Source organism: Bradyrhizobium sp. CB3481 (genome assembly GCF_029714305.1).
Classification (GTDB): domain Bacteria; phylum Pseudomonadota; class Alphaproteobacteria; order Rhizobiales; family Xanthobacteraceae; genus Bradyrhizobium.
Genome location: NZ_CP121647.1, coordinates 6,401,508 through 6,416,243 on the forward strand (window position 1 = coordinate 6,401,508; position 14,736 = coordinate 6,416,243).

Consider the following 14,736-nt stretch of genomic DNA (forward strand, 5'->3'; position numbering starts at 1 on the left):
TCGGCCTCGCTTCAGACGTACCGGTTGACCAGCGATTCCAGATATTCCTGACGGCCCGAACGCGGCTGCGGATCGAAACCCGGCGCCAGCGCGCGATCGGCAAGATCGGCCAGCGAACGCTGACCGGCGAGGATCGCGCGTCCCTCGGCAGCCGTCCATCCGGCGTAGCGATCGGCCATCGGCGCCGTCAGCGCCTCGGCATCGAGCATATCAGCCGCGGCCAGGAACGCCCGCGCGCAGGCGTCCATCGAACCGACATGGGCGTGGATCAGATCGTCCGGATCGATCGATTGCCGCCTGATCTTGGCGTCGAAATTGAGGCCGCCCGTGGTGAAGCCGCCGCCTTTCAGAAGATCATGGAACGCCAGCGCCAGCTCCGGCACGTTCATGGCGAACTGGTCGGTATCCCAGCCAAGCAGATCGTCGCCGCGGTTGATGTCGAGCGAGCCGAACACGCCGAGCGCCTGGGCCAGCGCGATCTCATGCTGGAAGGAATGGCCGGCAAGGATGGCGTGGTTCTGTTCGATGTTGAGCTTGACGTCGTTCAGAAGATCATAGCGCTGCAGGAAGCCGTAGCAGGTGGCGACGTCATAATCATATTGATGCTTGGTCGGCTCCTTCGGTTTTGGCTCGATCAGGATCGGTCCCTCGAAACCTATTTTGTGCTTGTGCTCGACGACCAGCGAGACGAAGCGGCCGAGCTGGTCGAGCTCGCGCTTGAGGTCGGTGTTGAGCAGCGTCTCGTAGCCTTCGCGTCCACCCCAGAGCACATAGTTCTGCCCGCCCAACCGGTTGGTCACCTCAAGCGCGGCCCGTACCTGGCCCGCGGCATAGGTGAAGATGTCCGGATCCGGATTGGTCGCCGCACCCGCCATGTAGCGGCGATGCGTGAACAGGTTGGCCGTCCCCCAGAGCAGGCGCACCTTAGAAGACGCCATCTTCTGCTCGAACAGGTCGGCAATGGCGTTGAGGTTGGCGACGGATTCGGCGAGCGAGCCGCCTTCCGGCGCGGCATCGACGTCGTGGAAGGTGAAGAAGGGCACGTCGAGCAAGCGAAACAGCTCGAAGGCGATATCGGCTTTGGCCCGCGCCTGCGCCATTGCATCCGTGCCATGATGCCAGGGCCGCAGGAATGTCTCGCCGCCGAATGGATCGCCACCGGGCCAGCAGAACGAATGCCAGTAGCAGACCGCAAAGCGCAGGTGATCCTCGAGCCGCCGTCCGCGCACGAGGATATCCTTGTCGTACCAGCGGAACGCGAGCGGGCTCTTGGCGTCCTTGCCGCCATAGGCGATCGGCGCATTCGCCGTGAAGAATTTGGGTAATGCGTTCACAGGGAAAGCTCCTTCAGCGCGGGATATAATTTTCGCCATTGGTGATAGGCTTCATCGTAGGCAGACTTCGCAGATGCGCGTGGCGTGAAGCTCGCAAGCCGCCGCGGACGCGTGCAGACTTGCGCGAGATCTTCGCCGGTTGCCGCCAGCCGGCCGAGCCGTGCCGCGCCGAGCGCCGCACCGACCTCGCCCTCCTCGACGCGGTGGACGGGAATGCCGAGCACGTCGGCGCAAATCTGGGCCCACAGCGCCGAGCGCGAGCCGCCGCCGACAAGATCGACCTCCGTCATCGCCGCGCTGGCGCTGCCGAGCGCCGCAAGATTGTCGCGCGCGGCGAAGGCCACGCCTTCGAGCACAGCCTGGACGATCTGATCGCGCCCCGTCGCGCCGCGAAGACCTGCGAATGCGCCGCTGGCGCCAGCGTCGTTGTGCGGCGTGCGCTCGCCATCGAGATAGGGAAGAAACTTGACCGGGCTCGGGCCGCGGACGGTTTCGCCGAGCGGCGCCAGCAGTGCGGCGGCAGGCGTCGCCATGACGCCCGAGAGCCAGGCCAGCGAGGCCGCCGCCGCCAGCATCACGCCCATCTGGTGCCAGAGACCTGGAAGCGCATGACAGAAGGCGTGCACGGCCGATGCGGGCGCGGGCGCAAAACTATCGGTGACGCGAAACAGGACGCCTGACGTTCCCAGCGACAGGAACGCATCGCCCGGGGTGATGGCGCCGAGCCCGATCGCGCTCGCGGCGCAGTCTCCCGCACCGCCCGCGACCACGACATCCTTCGCCATGCCCCAGCGCTGCGAAAATTCGCCCGCGAGCGCCGCACTGGTCTCACTGCCTTCGACCAGGCGCGGCATGTGGCTGACATCGAGGCCCGTGGCCTGCAGCAGCAGCTCGGACCAGCTGCGCTGACCGACATCGAGCCAGAGCGTGCCGGCGGCGTCCGACATGTCCTCGACCATTTCGCCGGTCAGGCGATAGCGCACATAGGCTTTTGGCAGCAGCACTTTTGCTACTTGCTTGAAAATCTCCGGCTCGTGGCGGGCCACCCACAGCAGCTTTGGCGCGGTGAAGCCCGGCATTGCGAGATTGCCAGCGATCGCGTGCAGCGAAGGGCAGCGCGCCTCCAACTCCCTGCATTCGGCATGGGACCGGCCATCATTCCACAGGATGGCTGGACGCAGCGGCCGGCCGTCCTTACCGAGCAAGGTCGCGCCGTGCATCTGGCCGGACAGGCCGATGCCACGCACCTGCGCAACCTCGCGCGGATGAGCGGATGCAAGATCGTCGACGGCGCCGATCGCGGCATCGACCCAGGCGTCGGGATCCTGCTCGGACCACAGCGGCGCGGGATGGAAAAGCGCAAGCTCGCGCGCGGCCGTCGCGACGACCGCGCCAGCCTCGTTCACAAGCACCGCCTTCACACCTGACGTGCCGATGTCAATTCCGAGATACACTTCGTCGTCCTCCCTGCCCGCCAGATTGGAGATCTTTGTCGCCTTCTCCTGTCGGGCCGCCTTACAATCAGTTCCGCCGGCTACGGCAGATTGTCCCGCATCACGATGTCGATCCGGATCTTCTCCTGTTCGCTCAGGATCGGCTCGCCGCGGGCGAGCGCGAGCAGCACGCGCACGGCGGCGCGGGCCTCATGTCCCGGGTTTTGCGAGATCGCCGCATCCATCACGCCCTGCAACAACAGCTTGCGCGTCAGCGAGGTGACGTCGTGGCCGACGAACACCACCTGCTTCTCGCGGCCGGAATCGGTTAGCGCCTTGGCAACGCCCTGCGTGCCGGCGCCGACATTGTAGAGGCCGACGATATCAGCATGTTTACCGAGCAGCCGCGACATCAGCCGTTCCGAGCGCTCGTCCTCGTCGCGTCCTTCGAGCAGGGGCAGGACGTCAAGCCCGGGAAACTCCGCTGCCATCACCTGATTGAAGCCGAAGATGCGCTCGGCATGGTCGCGCAGGCCTTGCGATCCGGCAACGATCGCGACCTTGCCGGATCTTTGACCAACGAGCCGCCCGACCAGCGCGCCGGCGGTGCGCCCGGCGGCGATGTTGTCGATGCCGACATAATGATGGCGGCGCGACGACGGCACGTCAGAGACCAGCGTCACCACCTTGGTGCCGCCATCGACGAGATCGTTGATCGCGGCCCGCACGGCGGGATGATCGAGCGCGACGACCGCTGCCCCGTCATACTCGCCGGCAAGCGCTTCCAGCGCGCTCGCGAGAACGGGGCCGTCGAATACGTCGGTCGCGACCATCTTGAGCGCGAGGCGGCGCGCCGACAGCCAGCTCGACATCTCACCGAGATAGGACTCGATCTGCTGCATGAACGGGTTCGGCCCCGACGGCATCACGAAGGCGAAGCGGCGTGAACGGCTACGGGCGAGCTCGGCGCCGGCGACATGCGGCTGAAACGAGTTGCGCGCGATCGTGTCCTTGACACGGCGCACCGTGTCCGGCCGCACGCCGGGCCGGTTGTGCAGGACGCGATCGACCGTCGCGAGGCTGACGCCAGCCTGGCGGGCAATGTCCCTGAGCGTCAGCGGGCTGTCGGTGTCCGGCTCCTTCATGGCTGAAGGCTAGCAGAGGTTATTTGAGGTACGCAACTCATTTTGAGGGACAAACATGGAAGCTGGCCGTAACCCCCAGCCGTCACTCTGCTTTCGCCCGATCGAGCAGCGGCGCGGCCATCTTGGTTTCTGGCCGCTCAGTTTCCGGCCGTTCAGTTTCCGGCCGTTCCCTGGCAACCTTGGTGCGGCGTCCGCGCTGTGTGAGATACTGATCCGCGACAACACCGATGAGGATCACCGTCCCCATCACCGCAAAGTTGAGGGAACTCGGGATGCCCAGCAGATTGACGAGATTTTGCAGCACCTGGAGCAGCACGGTGCCAAGTACGACGCCGATGATCGAGCCCTCGCCGCCACGCAGCGAGCAGCCGCCGAGCACGGCGGCGGCGATGGCGTAGAGCTCGTAGAACGAGCCGTGCACCGCTGGAGAGATGGAGCGCGTGTACATCGCGATCAGGATTGCCGAGAACGCGGTTAGTCCGCCACAGATAATGTAGGCGGAGATGACGACGCGATTGGCGCGAATGCCGGAATAGCGCGCCGCCTCCTCATTCTTGCCGACCGCATAGAGATAACGCCCGAATACGGAGCGGTGCAGCACGACCCAGGCAACCACGGCGACGAGGATCAGCGCCACCACGCTATGTGGCAGTGGAAAGCCCAACACGTTGGTGCGGCCCGCGGTCAGCCATTCGAGCATCGGGAAGCTCGCGCCGAAACCAAAACCCGCCGTGGCATCTTCGGTATAATAGCGTGCGGCGCCGCGGTAGATCAGCAGTCCGCACAGCGTGACCACGAAGGCTTGGATACGCATCCTGGTGACGAGCGTGCCGTGCACCACACCGATCGCCAGCCCGGCGGCAATAATGATGGCGAAGGCCACGAGCCAGTGGACGTCGTGATTGACGATCAGGTCGATGAACAGGACGCCGAGCAGTGCGATCACCGAGCCGACCGACAGTTCGATTCCGCCGATGATGATGACGAAGGCCTCGGCGATGGAGATGATGCCGAACAACCCGATCTGGTTGGCGGTGTTGGAGAGATTGCCGACCAGAAGGAAACGTGGATTGATGAAGGCGACAACGGCGCCGACCACCAGGATCAGGACGAGCAGGCTCAAGTCTTTCTTGTGCAAGGTACCCTCGCCTAGACTGTGTGGCCGACGGCAAGCTGAAGCACATTGTGCTCGCTGAACTGCGTGCGATCAAGAAACCCTGAAATCGCACCCTCGTGCATGACCGCGATGCGGTCACTGACCCCGATAACCTCCTCCATGTCGCTCGAGATCATCAGAATCGCGACACCCGCGTCGGTGAGGCGGCGCAACATGTCGTAGATCTCCGCTTTGGCCCCGACGTCGACGCCGCGCGTCGGCTCGTCAAAGATCAGAACCTTCGGCCGCATCGAGAGCCATTTGGCGAGCACGACTTTCTGCTGATTGCCACCGGACAACGTGCCCACGGGCGTGGCCACATCAGGCGAGCGGATCATAAGGCGCTTGTGCTGGCGCTGGGCGTTCTCGGTCTCGCGCGCGGTGTCCACCATCCAGAAGCGCAGGTAGGATGCCAGATCCGGCAGCGAGATGTTTTCTGCGATCGAGACGTCGAGCAGCAGACCTGACCCCTTGCGGTCTTCCGGAATCAAGTAAATCCCGTGCTCGATGGCCGCGCGCGGCATGGCAATGCGGATCGGTTGTCCATCGAGTTTGATCGCACCGCCGCGGAGCGGATCGATCCCGAAGATAGCGCGGGCAAGCTCGGTACGCCCGGAGCCGACGAGGCCGGCGAGACCGAGGATCTCGCCGCGGCGGACCGACAGGCTCACGGCGCGGTCCGGGTAGGTGTCAGTAACGGCCCCGACGATTTCGAGCACGCTGTCGCCGGGAGGGGCCGCCGGCGGCACGTATAGCGATTTCAGGTCACGCCCGATCATCAGGCGGATCATCGCGGCCGGCGTAAGTTCGGCGCGTTTGAGCGCTCCGACCATGCGCCCGTCACGCAACACCACCGCGCGATCGGCACATTGCATCACCTCGTTCAGGCGGTGCGTGATGAAGATGATGCTGACACCGTCTGCCTTGAGCCCCTCGATGACCCGCATCAGACGGCCGGTCTCGGTCAGGGTCAGGCTGGACGTCGGCTCGTCCATGATGACAAGGCGCGCGTTGAGCGACAACGCTTTGATGATCTCGACGAGCTGGCACTGGGCCAGCGACAGCTCGGCGAGCGGCGCATCGGCCTCGAAATCGGCGCCGAGACGATCGAGCAGCGGCCGCACCTGCGCATGCAGCCGTCTGCGGTCGATGAGTTTCAATAGTCCGCCATGCACGGGCTCGCGGCCGATATAGACGTTACCCGCAACGTCCAGATTGTCGAAAAGATTGAGCTCCTGATGGACAAAGGCGATACCCGCCTTGATCGCGTCGGCCACCGTGAGCGACCGCCGCTCGACGCCTTCGAGCCGGATGACGCCACTATCCGGCTCGACCACGCCACCGAGCACGCGCATCAGCGTCGACTTGCCGGCGCCGTTCTCGCCGATCAGGGCAATCACCTCGCCGCGCGATACGGACAGGCCGACGTGGTCGAGCGCGACCACGCCGGGATAGCTCTTGCTGATATCGACCAGTTCGAGGAACGGCTCTGGCATTTGCGCTGACACCCCGCGAACGGCCTTGGCGCTCCCGCCCTTACTTACGAAGCATCTGCTTCATCTGCCCCATGAAGTCGTCGACGTTCGACTGCTCGATGACCTTGCCGGGCACGATGATGATGCCGTTCGCGGGAATGCCCGACTTGTCACCCTCGATGTATTTCGCCATCAGTTTCATGCCCTGATAGCCCCACTCGAACGGCTGCTGCACGACGGTGCCGACGATTTTGCCTTCCTTGACGCCGCCGAGCGTGATCGGATCTTCGTCAAAGCCGATGATCTTGATCTTGTCGAGCTTGCCCGCCTCCTTCAGCACTTCGTAGATGCGCGGCGTGTTGTAGGAATAGAAACCGACGAGACAGCTGACGTCGGGCATGGCGGCGAGAATGTCTTCTACATTGCGCTTGGCACGGGTCTGATCGATCTCGTCGCCGCGAACGTCGACCAGCTCGATCTTCGACCCCTTGATCGTCTCCTTGACGCCTTCGATGCGCTCACGTGCATTGTCGGCCCCAGGCAGCCCGACGAAGCCGACGCACTTGCCGCCATTCGGCAGAGCCTTCAGCATCAGCTTGCCCGCTTCCTTGCCGAGATCGGTGTTGGAAGAGCCGATATAGGCGACCCGTTTCGATTGCGGAGCGTCGCTGTCGGTCGTGAATAGCACGGTCTGGGAGGCGACCTTGTCGAGCTGCGCCGTCTGGTTCTTCGGATCCACCGAGCTGACCATGATGCCGGCTGCGCCCGCGGCCACGAGGTCTTCCATCACCCGTTGCTGCACGGCGGCTGCGGCCTGTTCAGGATATTTGAACTGAAGATCGTATTTGGGCAGTTCGCCCTGCGCCTTCTTCACGCCGGCCTCGGCGATCTTCCAAAAGTCGGACGCACCATTGACGACGAATGCCAAAACCTTCTTGTCCGCCGCGTTCGCCGAACCGAAACCAAGCGCTGCCGCAAAGGCGACCGAAAGACCCGCAACCAAGAGACGCTGCATTCCACCCTCCCTGTTTTCGTGTGGTCGGCCATCTAAGTGGGGCCAACTCTTCCTACTGTTGAGCGACCGCCCCATCTCCTGCCATCAGAGGCTGCGCTACAGACCGCATCGTCAGCTCGGATCGCGAGATAAATGAGGCACGCACCTCAGATACCAGACGCCCGCCATGCGTGCAACTGCAGGAATCCGCCCTTCTCGCCTGATGGTGGTGAGGACCCGCTGATTCAGGACCTGATCCGCTGCACGCTTACGCCAGCCTGGCAGGGGCGGTGTCGTTGATCGTGGCAGGGCCGCCGGCAACCTGCTTCATGGCCCTGAGGGCCAGCAGGCGGCAGTTTGAGGTGCGAAACTCATTCGAGTACAGTCGGACCGCGGTGCGCAACTGGTCGCATGCATAGAAGCGATCATCGCCGAAAAATGAAATCGCCCGCAGGCCGACGCCCTTCCCAGCCGACACGTTCAAGTTCCGGACGATCGTCGTCAGCCTGCGGATAGCCGAGACAGAAATATCCAATCAGGCGCCAGTCCTTCGGCACATCCAGTATCCCGGCGATTGTGAGGCGATCGAGGATCGATACCCACCCCATGCCGATGCCCTCGGCACGGGATGCAAGCCAGATTGAAAAGACTGCAGTCACGACGGAATAGTCTGCCATCTCGGGCATCGTGCGCCGGCCAAGACCGTGGCCGAGGCCTGTCGAACGATCGGCAAACACCGCCAGATGACATGGCGCCTCGCGCAATCCGGCCAGTTTCAACGCGGCGTACCGAATGGATAAATCGCCAGAATACGCTTTGAGCGCATCGCGGTTGCAGGACTCGAAATTTTCAATCACCTTCTGCCGGCGGCCGGGGTCGTCCACCACCACGAAACGCCAGGGCTGACACAGCCCGACCGACGGCGCCTGACAGCCGATTTCGATCAATCGCTCCAGCAGGCCGGGCGGCAGAGGATCGCTGCGAAACCGGCGCACGTCGCGGCGCCAGCCAAACAGATCGTATAGGCGGGCGCGGAAAGCCTGGTCGAAGTGCGGCGCGGCTGGCGGATCGATGGTCATGACCTTTGCCTATGCTTCGCGGGAATTTCCCGGTCTGGAGCGAGAATCGCGTGAGAACCGCGGAATTCAAAGCCCTTGCACGCCATGACCGTCAACAGGAATAGACGCCGCCGCCTGTTCAGACGTGTTTGAAGTGCGCGCGCTATTGTGCTTATTTGGATTCGTCATCGGTGCCTTCGAAAGAAGGTGAAACGGGAATGCGGTGCGGGGCAATTGCCCCTACTCCGCAGCTGCCCCCGCAACTGTAAGCGGCATTCGCGATCCAAACGGCCACTGGGCTTCAAGCCTGGGAAGGCGGATCGCAGACCACCGCGAGCCAGGAGACCGGCCGCTGACGAGAAATCAACTCGTTCGACGGTGGGTCGACGGAAGGGGCATTATGAATTTGCTAGGATATGCTGCCGGCTCGGCGGCCATTGTTGCGTTGGCTTGTTGTCACAGCGCTGCGTACGCGCAGTCGAACTCGGATCAACTACCGCCGGTGGTGATCAATCCGGACACTCCGCCAAAACCGGCCCGTACAACTCCCAAAGATCGAGATCGAAGCAGGGTCGGCCCGGTGCGGCCGGCTGCGAATAACGTTCCCGCCCAGCCCGCGGAGGTGGTGGTAACGGCCGACAGGGAGCCCGAGCCCATCAGCCGCACCGGCAGCTCGATCAGCGTCGTCAAGGGCGAGACGCTGGCAACCAGCAATCCCGGCTCGCTGGTCGACGCACTTAGAACCGTTCCCGGCCTCGATATCTCTGAGAGTGGCGGTCCGGGTTCGACCGCGAACATCCGGCTGCGCGGCGCCAATACCGGCCAGACGCTGGTGATGATCGACGGCATCCGGATCAACGACCCGACCGCCGCGAGCGGCGATTTCGATTTCGCGATGTTTGCCCCAAGCGCCATCGAGCGGATCGAGGTGCTGAAAGGCCCGCAAAGCGCGCTCTATGGTTCGGACGCGATGGGCGGTGTCGTCAACATCATCACCAAGAAGGGTACGGGCCCGGCGCAATTCAATGTCCGCACCGAAGGCGGAAGCTACGGCACGGTCTCGACAACCGGATCGATGATCGGATCGCAAGGACCGTGGTCCTATGCGTTCACCGGCGGCGGCCAGAGCAGCGAAGGCTTTTCGCGGTACGGCTATCGCATTCCCGCTATTGAAGCGAAAAATCGCAATCTTGAACCGGATGGTTTCAGTCGATTGGGAGGTTCCGCACGGGTTGGCTACGATGCCGACGGCGTGCGGGTTGAGACCGGCATATTGTCGACGCTCACCCGGTCGAACTATGACGCGTCGGGTGCGGATGCTCCTTTCTTCAAGGCGCGGCGCCTGCTCGATCAGGTGTGGGCGAAAGCTTCCGTGGATACGCTCGACGGCAGGTGGACACACAGTCTCAATACATTTGAGACCCAGGCCGTCCGTTCCTTCAGTGAACTGTCCTATCCCCTGGTCAAGTCTTCGACCATCACGGACTATACCGGAAACAGCATGGGGGCCGAATATCAATCGACCCTGCGCATGGGTACGTTCGGTTCGCTGATCTATGGCGCGAAAACGCAGCACGAGACCGCGGATATTTTCCAAACCAGTTTCGTGCCGAAATTTGCCGCCTATGTGCCTCAAGTGCGCGGCAAGCAGGACACCAACTCCCTGTTCGGGCTGTGGCAACTGCCGATCGGAGAACGTCTGACGATCACCCTGGGGGGCCGCGTCGATGACGTGGTGGGCGTCTCCCGGTTCGAGACCTGGCGGGCTACCGCAGCATATGCGATCTCTGAAACCGGCACCAAATTGCACGCGAGCGCGGGAACGGGCGCGAAAGCTCCCACCTTGTTTCAGCTCTACTCTAGCAACCGCGGGGCATCGCTTGCCCCGGAGGAGAGCTTTGGATACGACGCCGGCATCGACCAAAGTCTGTTCAATGGCCGCGTAGCTGTTTCGCTCACTGGCTTCGCGAACAAATTCACCAACCTCATTGATTTTGTGAGCGCCGGTTCCGGCGTCTCCTGTCCCGTGTTGAATGCGTCGGGATGCTATTTCAATGTCTCACGGGCCGAGACTAATGGTCTGGAAGTCGGATCCAACATCGATCTTCTGCCCGGCTACGTGAAATTCAATGCGGCCTACACCTATCTGCACGCGGTCGATCTCGCGACCGGGCTGGTGCTGGCGCGGCGGCCGAAGAATCTGGCGCGATTTGCGCTCACCATCACGCCTACCGACAGATGGCTGATCGAACCCCGTGTACTCACCGTTTCCAAGCGCTTCAGCAGCGCCGGCCAGACCAACCGGGTCGATGCCTATACAAGGGTCGATCTCTATACCGAGTACAAGATCGATAAGAACTGGAAGGTGTTCGCGCGCGGCGAGAATATCCTGAACGAACACTATCAGGAGGTTTTCAACTTCGGTACCACCGGTCCGGCGGCGTATGCGGGGTTTAGCGCCACATGGTGAGCGCCGATCCCGCAAGACGACAGGTGATCGCAACCGCCGGGCTTGCTGCGCTGGTGGGACTGCTGGCACTTGGCTCGCTCGGCATTGGACCCGTGCGGCTGTTGCCGCTCACCGTGCTCGACGCCCTGCTCGGCGGCGGAACCGACGTCCAGCTGATTATCGTCGCGGAAATTCGGCTTCCGCGAACGATTCTGGGACTGGCAATCGGCGCGATACTCGGCCTGTCCGGCGCTGCGCTGCAGGGCCTGCTGCGCAATCCGCTGGCCTCGCCTTCCCTGTTCGGCGCGCCGCAATCGGCCGCGTTCGGAGCCGTGCTGATGATTGCGCTCGGCTTAGCCGACGTCCGGTCCTACGCGCTGCCGGTCGCAGGCATTACGATGGCGTTCGCGTCGGTGTTCGTGCTGCTCGGCATCGCCGGAAGAAATGCCGGCCTGCTGTTGTTGATCCTTTCGGGCCTGGCAATTTCCAGTCTCGCGGGAGCGGCGACCGCGCTGGTGATGAACCTGTCGTCCAACCCCTTTGCCGCGCTTGAAATCGCGTTCTGGCTGCTCGGCTCGCTGGAGGACCGTAGCTTCCGCCATGTCATGCTCGCATTGCCGTTCATCATCGCAGGCGCCACGATCCTGATCAGCCAGCGCAGCGCTTTTCGCGCACTGAGCCTCGGCGAAGAGACCGCACAAAGCCTTGGTGTCGATGTCGGCCGGTTGAGGCTAATGGTGATCGCGGGCGTCGCGCTGGGGGTCGGTGGCGCGGTCGCCGTCAGCGGGACCATCGGCTTTATCGGCCTGGTCGCCCCGCATCTGGTGCGGCCCTTGATCGGCCACGATCCGGCGCGCCTGCTGGTCCCGAGTGCGCTGGCCGGCGCGGCGCTGCTGCTGGCCGCCGATATCGCGGTGCGGGTCATTCCGTCCACGACCGACATCAAGGTGGGCGTGCTCACCTCGATCATTGGCGTGCCGTTCTTCCTCTATCTGATCGTGCGCGAGCGGCGGGCGCTCGGTGGAGGCGTCGCATGAGCGGAAAACCGATGCTGGCTGCGGAGCGGCTCGAAGTGACGCTGGCGGGCCGAACTGTGCTGCACGATGTTTCGCTGTCGCTGGCCTCAAGGCAGCTTGTCGCGTTGGTGGGACCGAACGGCGCCGGCAAGACCACCCTGCTTCGCGCGCTGGCAGGACTGGTGTCATCGACCGGCACGATCGAGGTTAGCGGCGATCATTTGTCGTCACTATCGCTGCGGGAGCGTGCCAAGCGTTTTGGCTACCTGCCGCAGGGCCATCTGGTTCACTGGCCGTTGCCGACCAGTGACGTGGTCGCGCTCGGACGATACCCGCACGGCGCCACCGATCCGGCGCGACTATCCTCGCGCGACGAACAGGCCGTGTTGCGTGCAATGCAGGTTACCAATGTTGCTGCGTTTTCCGAACGCCCTGTTACGGAATTGTCCGGCGGCGAACGCAGCCGGGTCGCGCTGGCGCGGGTGCTGGCGGTCGAGGCGCCGATTGTGCTGGCGGACGAACCGACCGCCTCGCTCGATCCGCATTACCAGATCGACGTCATGCTCAACCTGCGCAGCGCCGCCGACCGCGGCGTGCTGGTCGTGGTGGTGACGCATGATCTCGGCCTCGCCGCACGGTTTGCCGACACCGTGCTCGTGCTGTCGAACGGCCGGCTCGTGGCGCAAGGAAAGCCTGCGCAGGCACTTTCCGAGCAGGTCATGGCCGAAGTGTTCCGGATCAGCGCCTACCGCGCCGATTATCGCAACGAGGCCGTGATCGTGCCCTGGGCCGGGGCTTGACCGATGGCCCGGCTAATCGCTCAACGCGGCCGCCAGACGGTCAAGACCAGCGGCGTCGGACGGCAGGCCAAACCGCAGGAGGTCGTCGGCCCAGTCGAAACTCCGGCACCAGATATGCCGCTGCGCCAGCGCGGCGTGCAGCCTCGAAGCATGGGGATGCCGGGCAAGCCGGAACAGCAATGTGCCTCCGGCAATCGCAAAACCCGCATTCGCCAAAACCTTGTCGAGCTTGCGGGCCTGCTGTTCAAGCTTGCTCCGCGTATGATCGGCCCATGCTTGATCGCCGAGCGCCGCGGTGCCTATCAACAATGCCGGCCCGGAACACGGCCATGGACCCAGCGCCGCGGCGATGCGCTCGATGGTGTCAGGCGCTCCGACCGCAAATCCCAGCCGCAATCCGGCGAGGCCATAGAATTTCCCGAACGAGCGCAGGATCACTATAGGCCAATCGGGGCACAACGCGACCGCGCTGATGGCCGGATCGACATCGGCGAACGCTTCGTCGACGACAAGCCAACCGCCACGTTCCTTCAGTTGCGTCGCAATCCGTGTCAGCGCGGCGCGATCGGTGACGCGGCCATCGGGATTGTTGGGATTGACGACGACCGCGTGAGCGGCATCTGGAGGACAAACTGCGAGATCGTCGATCGCGATCACCGGATGCCCCGCACTGCGCCAAGCGAGCGCATGTTCGCTATAGGTCGGTCCGACGATCGCTACCGGCCCGGGCGCCGCCAGATAGGGCAGCAACTGAATCAGCGCCTGCGTCCCGGCCGCCGCGGCGATGCCGGCGCCACCGGGCGCGCCATAGGCCTTTCGCGCCGCCCAAAGCAATGCCTCCGATTCAGCGCGCGAAGGCAAACACTGCCACGCGCGTTCCGGCAGATGCTGCGGAATCGGCCACGGCCAGGGGTTGATCCCGGTCGACAAATCCAGCCAACTGCCGGGATCGCCGCCATGGCGCGCGATTGCCTCGGTAAGGTCACCACCATGCTTCATGCGCGCTTCTTGCCATCATCGGCCTTAAAATGCGAGAGGCTGCGAAGCGTTCTTGTCGCCCTCGCTATTCTCTGCTGCATCGGCCTGCAAAGCACTTCATATGCCGCCGAGTTGCCGCGGCTTGCGTCGATCAATCTGTGTACCGATCAGTGGCTGGTGACATTGGCGGATCCGGAGCAGATTCTCGGTCTCAGTCCCTATTCCCGCGATCCGGCCCGGTCCTGGGACCCGGTGAAGGCCGCGCAATTCCCGAAACTCTCCGGCGAAGCCGAAGACGTGTTGGTTCTGAAGCCGGATATCGTCGTCGCCGGACGCTTCACCAAGCGCGCGACACGGCAATTGCTGAAGGAAAAAGGACTTGTTGTCGTCGAGTTCGATGCTGCCCGCTCGCTCGATGAGGTGAAAAAGCAGATCCGGCAGATGGGCGATCTCGTGCAGCATCCTGACCGGGCCGCTGCCGAAATCAAAAGGCTCGATGCGGCGATAGCGCATGCGCGCGAAGTCGTGTCGCGCAAATCTTATCGGGTGCTGGCGCTGTCCAGGCGCGGCTGGGTGCCTGGCGGCGACAGTTTGATGAACTCGCTGCTGGCCACCACAGGCCTCAGCAATGCAGCCGCCGATCTCGGTTTCAAACTAGGTGGGTTCGCCTCGCTGGAAGCGATTGTCAGTCTGAGGCCCGATTTCCTGCTGGTATCCGAGGCCGGTGATGTTGCCGAAGACGAAGGCAGGGCTTTCCTGCTGCATCCGGCGCTGGAGCACTTCTACCCGGCATCGAAACGTATCGTCGTTCCTGAAAAGCTGACCGTATGCGGCGGCCCGAGATTGTCGGAAGCCCTTGATCGGCTCGCTTCCGAACTCGAGCGCGTGGCGCGCTGAC

The 14,736-nt window shown here is 63.5% G+C and carries 12 protein-coding genes and 1 riboswitch; of the genes, 4 read left to right on the top strand and 8 right to left on the bottom strand.

Translation table 11 applies throughout. The features are described from left to right. Nucleotides 1-11: 11 nt before the first annotated feature. The 7 genes from xylA to bluB form a co-directional block, all read right to left on the bottom strand. The gene (xylA, locus tag QA643_RS31060) at nt 12-1,334 is read right to left on the bottom strand and encodes a xylose isomerase (protein ID WP_283029474.1); all 1,323 of its coding nucleotides are present in this window, start codon (nt 1,332-1,334) and stop codon (nt 12-14) included. Next, nucleotides 1,331-2,788 carry a xylulokinase gene (xylB, locus tag QA643_RS31065; protein ID WP_283029476.1) on the bottom strand — a complete coding sequence of 486 codons (1,458 nt, stop codon included), beginning with the start codon at nt 2,786-2,788 and terminating at the stop codon, nt 1,331-1,333. The genes xylA and xylB overlap by 4 nt, the downstream gene beginning before the upstream one ends. Nucleotides 2,789-2,868: 80 nt before the next feature. Then, nucleotides 2,869-3,912, bottom strand: coding sequence for a LacI family DNA-binding transcriptional regulator (locus QA643_RS31070; protein ID WP_283029477.1), 1,044 nt, complete (start codon nt 3,910-3,912; stop codon nt 2,869-2,871). An 82-nt stretch (nt 3,913-3,994) separates the two neighbouring features. Beyond that, the gene (locus tag QA643_RS31075; RefSeq protein WP_283029478.1) at nt 3,995-5,050 is read right to left on the bottom strand and encodes an ABC transporter permease; all 1,056 of its coding nucleotides are present in this window, start codon (nt 5,048-5,050) and stop codon (nt 3,995-3,997) included. 11 nt (nt 5,051-5,061) lie between these two features. Beyond that, a complete protein-coding gene (locus QA643_RS31080) occupies nt 5,062-6,564 on the bottom strand; it encodes a sugar ABC transporter ATP-binding protein (RefSeq protein WP_283029479.1) in 1,503 nt (500 codons plus the stop codon). A 40-nt stretch (nt 6,565-6,604) separates the two neighbouring features. Continuing rightward, complete coding sequence (locus tag QA643_RS31085) at nt 6,605-7,558, bottom strand: sugar-binding protein (RefSeq protein ID WP_283029480.1); 954 nt, start codon at nt 7,556-7,558, stop codon at nt 6,605-6,607. A gap of 404 nt (nt 7,559-7,962) precedes the next feature. Beyond that, complete coding sequence (gene bluB / locus QA643_RS31090) at nt 7,963-8,616, bottom strand: 5,6-dimethylbenzimidazole synthase (protein ID WP_283029481.1); 654 nt, start codon at nt 8,614-8,616, stop codon at nt 7,963-7,965. Nucleotides 8,617-8,767: 151 nt separating this feature from the next. Next, nucleotides 8,768-8,964: riboswitch (cobalamin riboswitch) on the top strand. Between the two features lie 31 nt (nt 8,965-8,995). Here bluB and QA643_RS31095 point away from each other — a divergent pair. The 3 genes from QA643_RS31095 to QA643_RS31105 are packed head-to-tail and all read left to right on the top strand — an operon-like array spanning nt 8,996 to nt 12,860. Further along, nucleotides 8,996-11,065, top strand: a complete 2,070-nt coding sequence (locus tag QA643_RS31095; protein WP_283029482.1) for a TonB-dependent receptor — start codon at nt 8,996-8,998, stop codon at nt 11,063-11,065. Next, nucleotides 11,059-12,081, top strand: a complete 1,023-nt coding sequence (locus QA643_RS31100) for an iron ABC transporter permease (RefSeq protein ID WP_283029483.1) — start codon at nt 11,059-11,061, stop codon at nt 12,079-12,081. Before QA643_RS31095 ends, QA643_RS31100 begins: the two co-directional genes overlap by 7 nt. Further along, nucleotides 12,078-12,860: an ABC transporter ATP-binding protein gene (locus tag QA643_RS31105; protein ID WP_283029484.1), complete on the top strand. Its 783-nt coding sequence runs from the start codon at nt 12,078-12,080 to the stop codon at nt 12,858-12,860. The genes QA643_RS31100 and QA643_RS31105 overlap by 4 nt, the downstream gene beginning before the upstream one ends. 12 nt (nt 12,861-12,872) lie before the next feature. On the opposite strand, the gene cobD is transcribed toward QA643_RS31105, so the two are convergent. Then, nucleotides 12,873-13,859, bottom strand: a complete 987-nt coding sequence (gene cobD / locus QA643_RS31110) for a threonine-phosphate decarboxylase CobD (RefSeq protein ID WP_283029485.1) — start codon at nt 13,857-13,859, stop codon at nt 12,873-12,875. Between cobD and QA643_RS31115 the strand changes: the two genes are divergently transcribed. After that, the gene (locus QA643_RS31115) at nt 13,851-14,735 is read left to right on the top strand and encodes an ABC transporter substrate-binding protein (RefSeq protein WP_283034981.1); all 885 of its coding nucleotides are present in this window, start codon (nt 13,851-13,853) and stop codon (nt 14,733-14,735) included. The genes cobD and QA643_RS31115 overlap by 9 nt on opposite strands. Nucleotide 14,736: the final 1 nt, after the last annotated feature.

Excerpts from the sequence above, each read along its gene's own strand:
- cobD (WP_283029485.1), bottom strand. The coding sequence starts at position 13,859 with ATGAAGCATGGTGGTGACCTTACCGAGGCAATCGCGCGCCATGGCGGC.
- QA643_RS31070 (WP_283029477.1), bottom strand. The coding sequence starts at position 3,912 with ATGAAGGAGCCGGACACCGACAGCCCGCTGACGCTCAGGGACATTGCC.
- QA643_RS31105 (WP_283029484.1), top strand. The coding sequence starts at position 12,078 with ATGAGCGGAAAACCGATGCTGGCTGCGGAGCGGCTCGAAGTGACGCTG.
- QA643_RS31100 (WP_283029483.1), top strand. The coding sequence starts at position 11,059 with ATGGTGAGCGCCGATCCCGCAAGACGACAGGTGATCGCAACCGCCGGG.
- QA643_RS31080 (WP_283029479.1), bottom strand. The coding sequence starts at position 6,564 with ATGCCAGAGCCGTTCCTCGAACTGGTCGATATCAGCAAGAGCTATCCC.
- QA643_RS31095 (WP_283029482.1), top strand. The coding sequence starts at position 8,996 with ATGAATTTGCTAGGATATGCTGCCGGCTCGGCGGCCATTGTTGCGTTG.
- QA643_RS31115 (WP_283034981.1), top strand. The coding sequence starts at position 13,851 with ATGCTTCATGCGCGCTTCTTGCCATCATCGGCCTTAAAATGCGAGAGG.
- QA643_RS31085 (WP_283029480.1), bottom strand. The coding sequence starts at position 7,558 with ATGCAGCGTCTCTTGGTTGCGGGTCTTTCGGTCGCCTTTGCGGCAGCG.
- bluB (WP_283029481.1), bottom strand. The coding sequence starts at position 8,616 with ATGACCATCGATCCGCCAGCCGCGCCGCACTTCGACCAGGCTTTCCGC.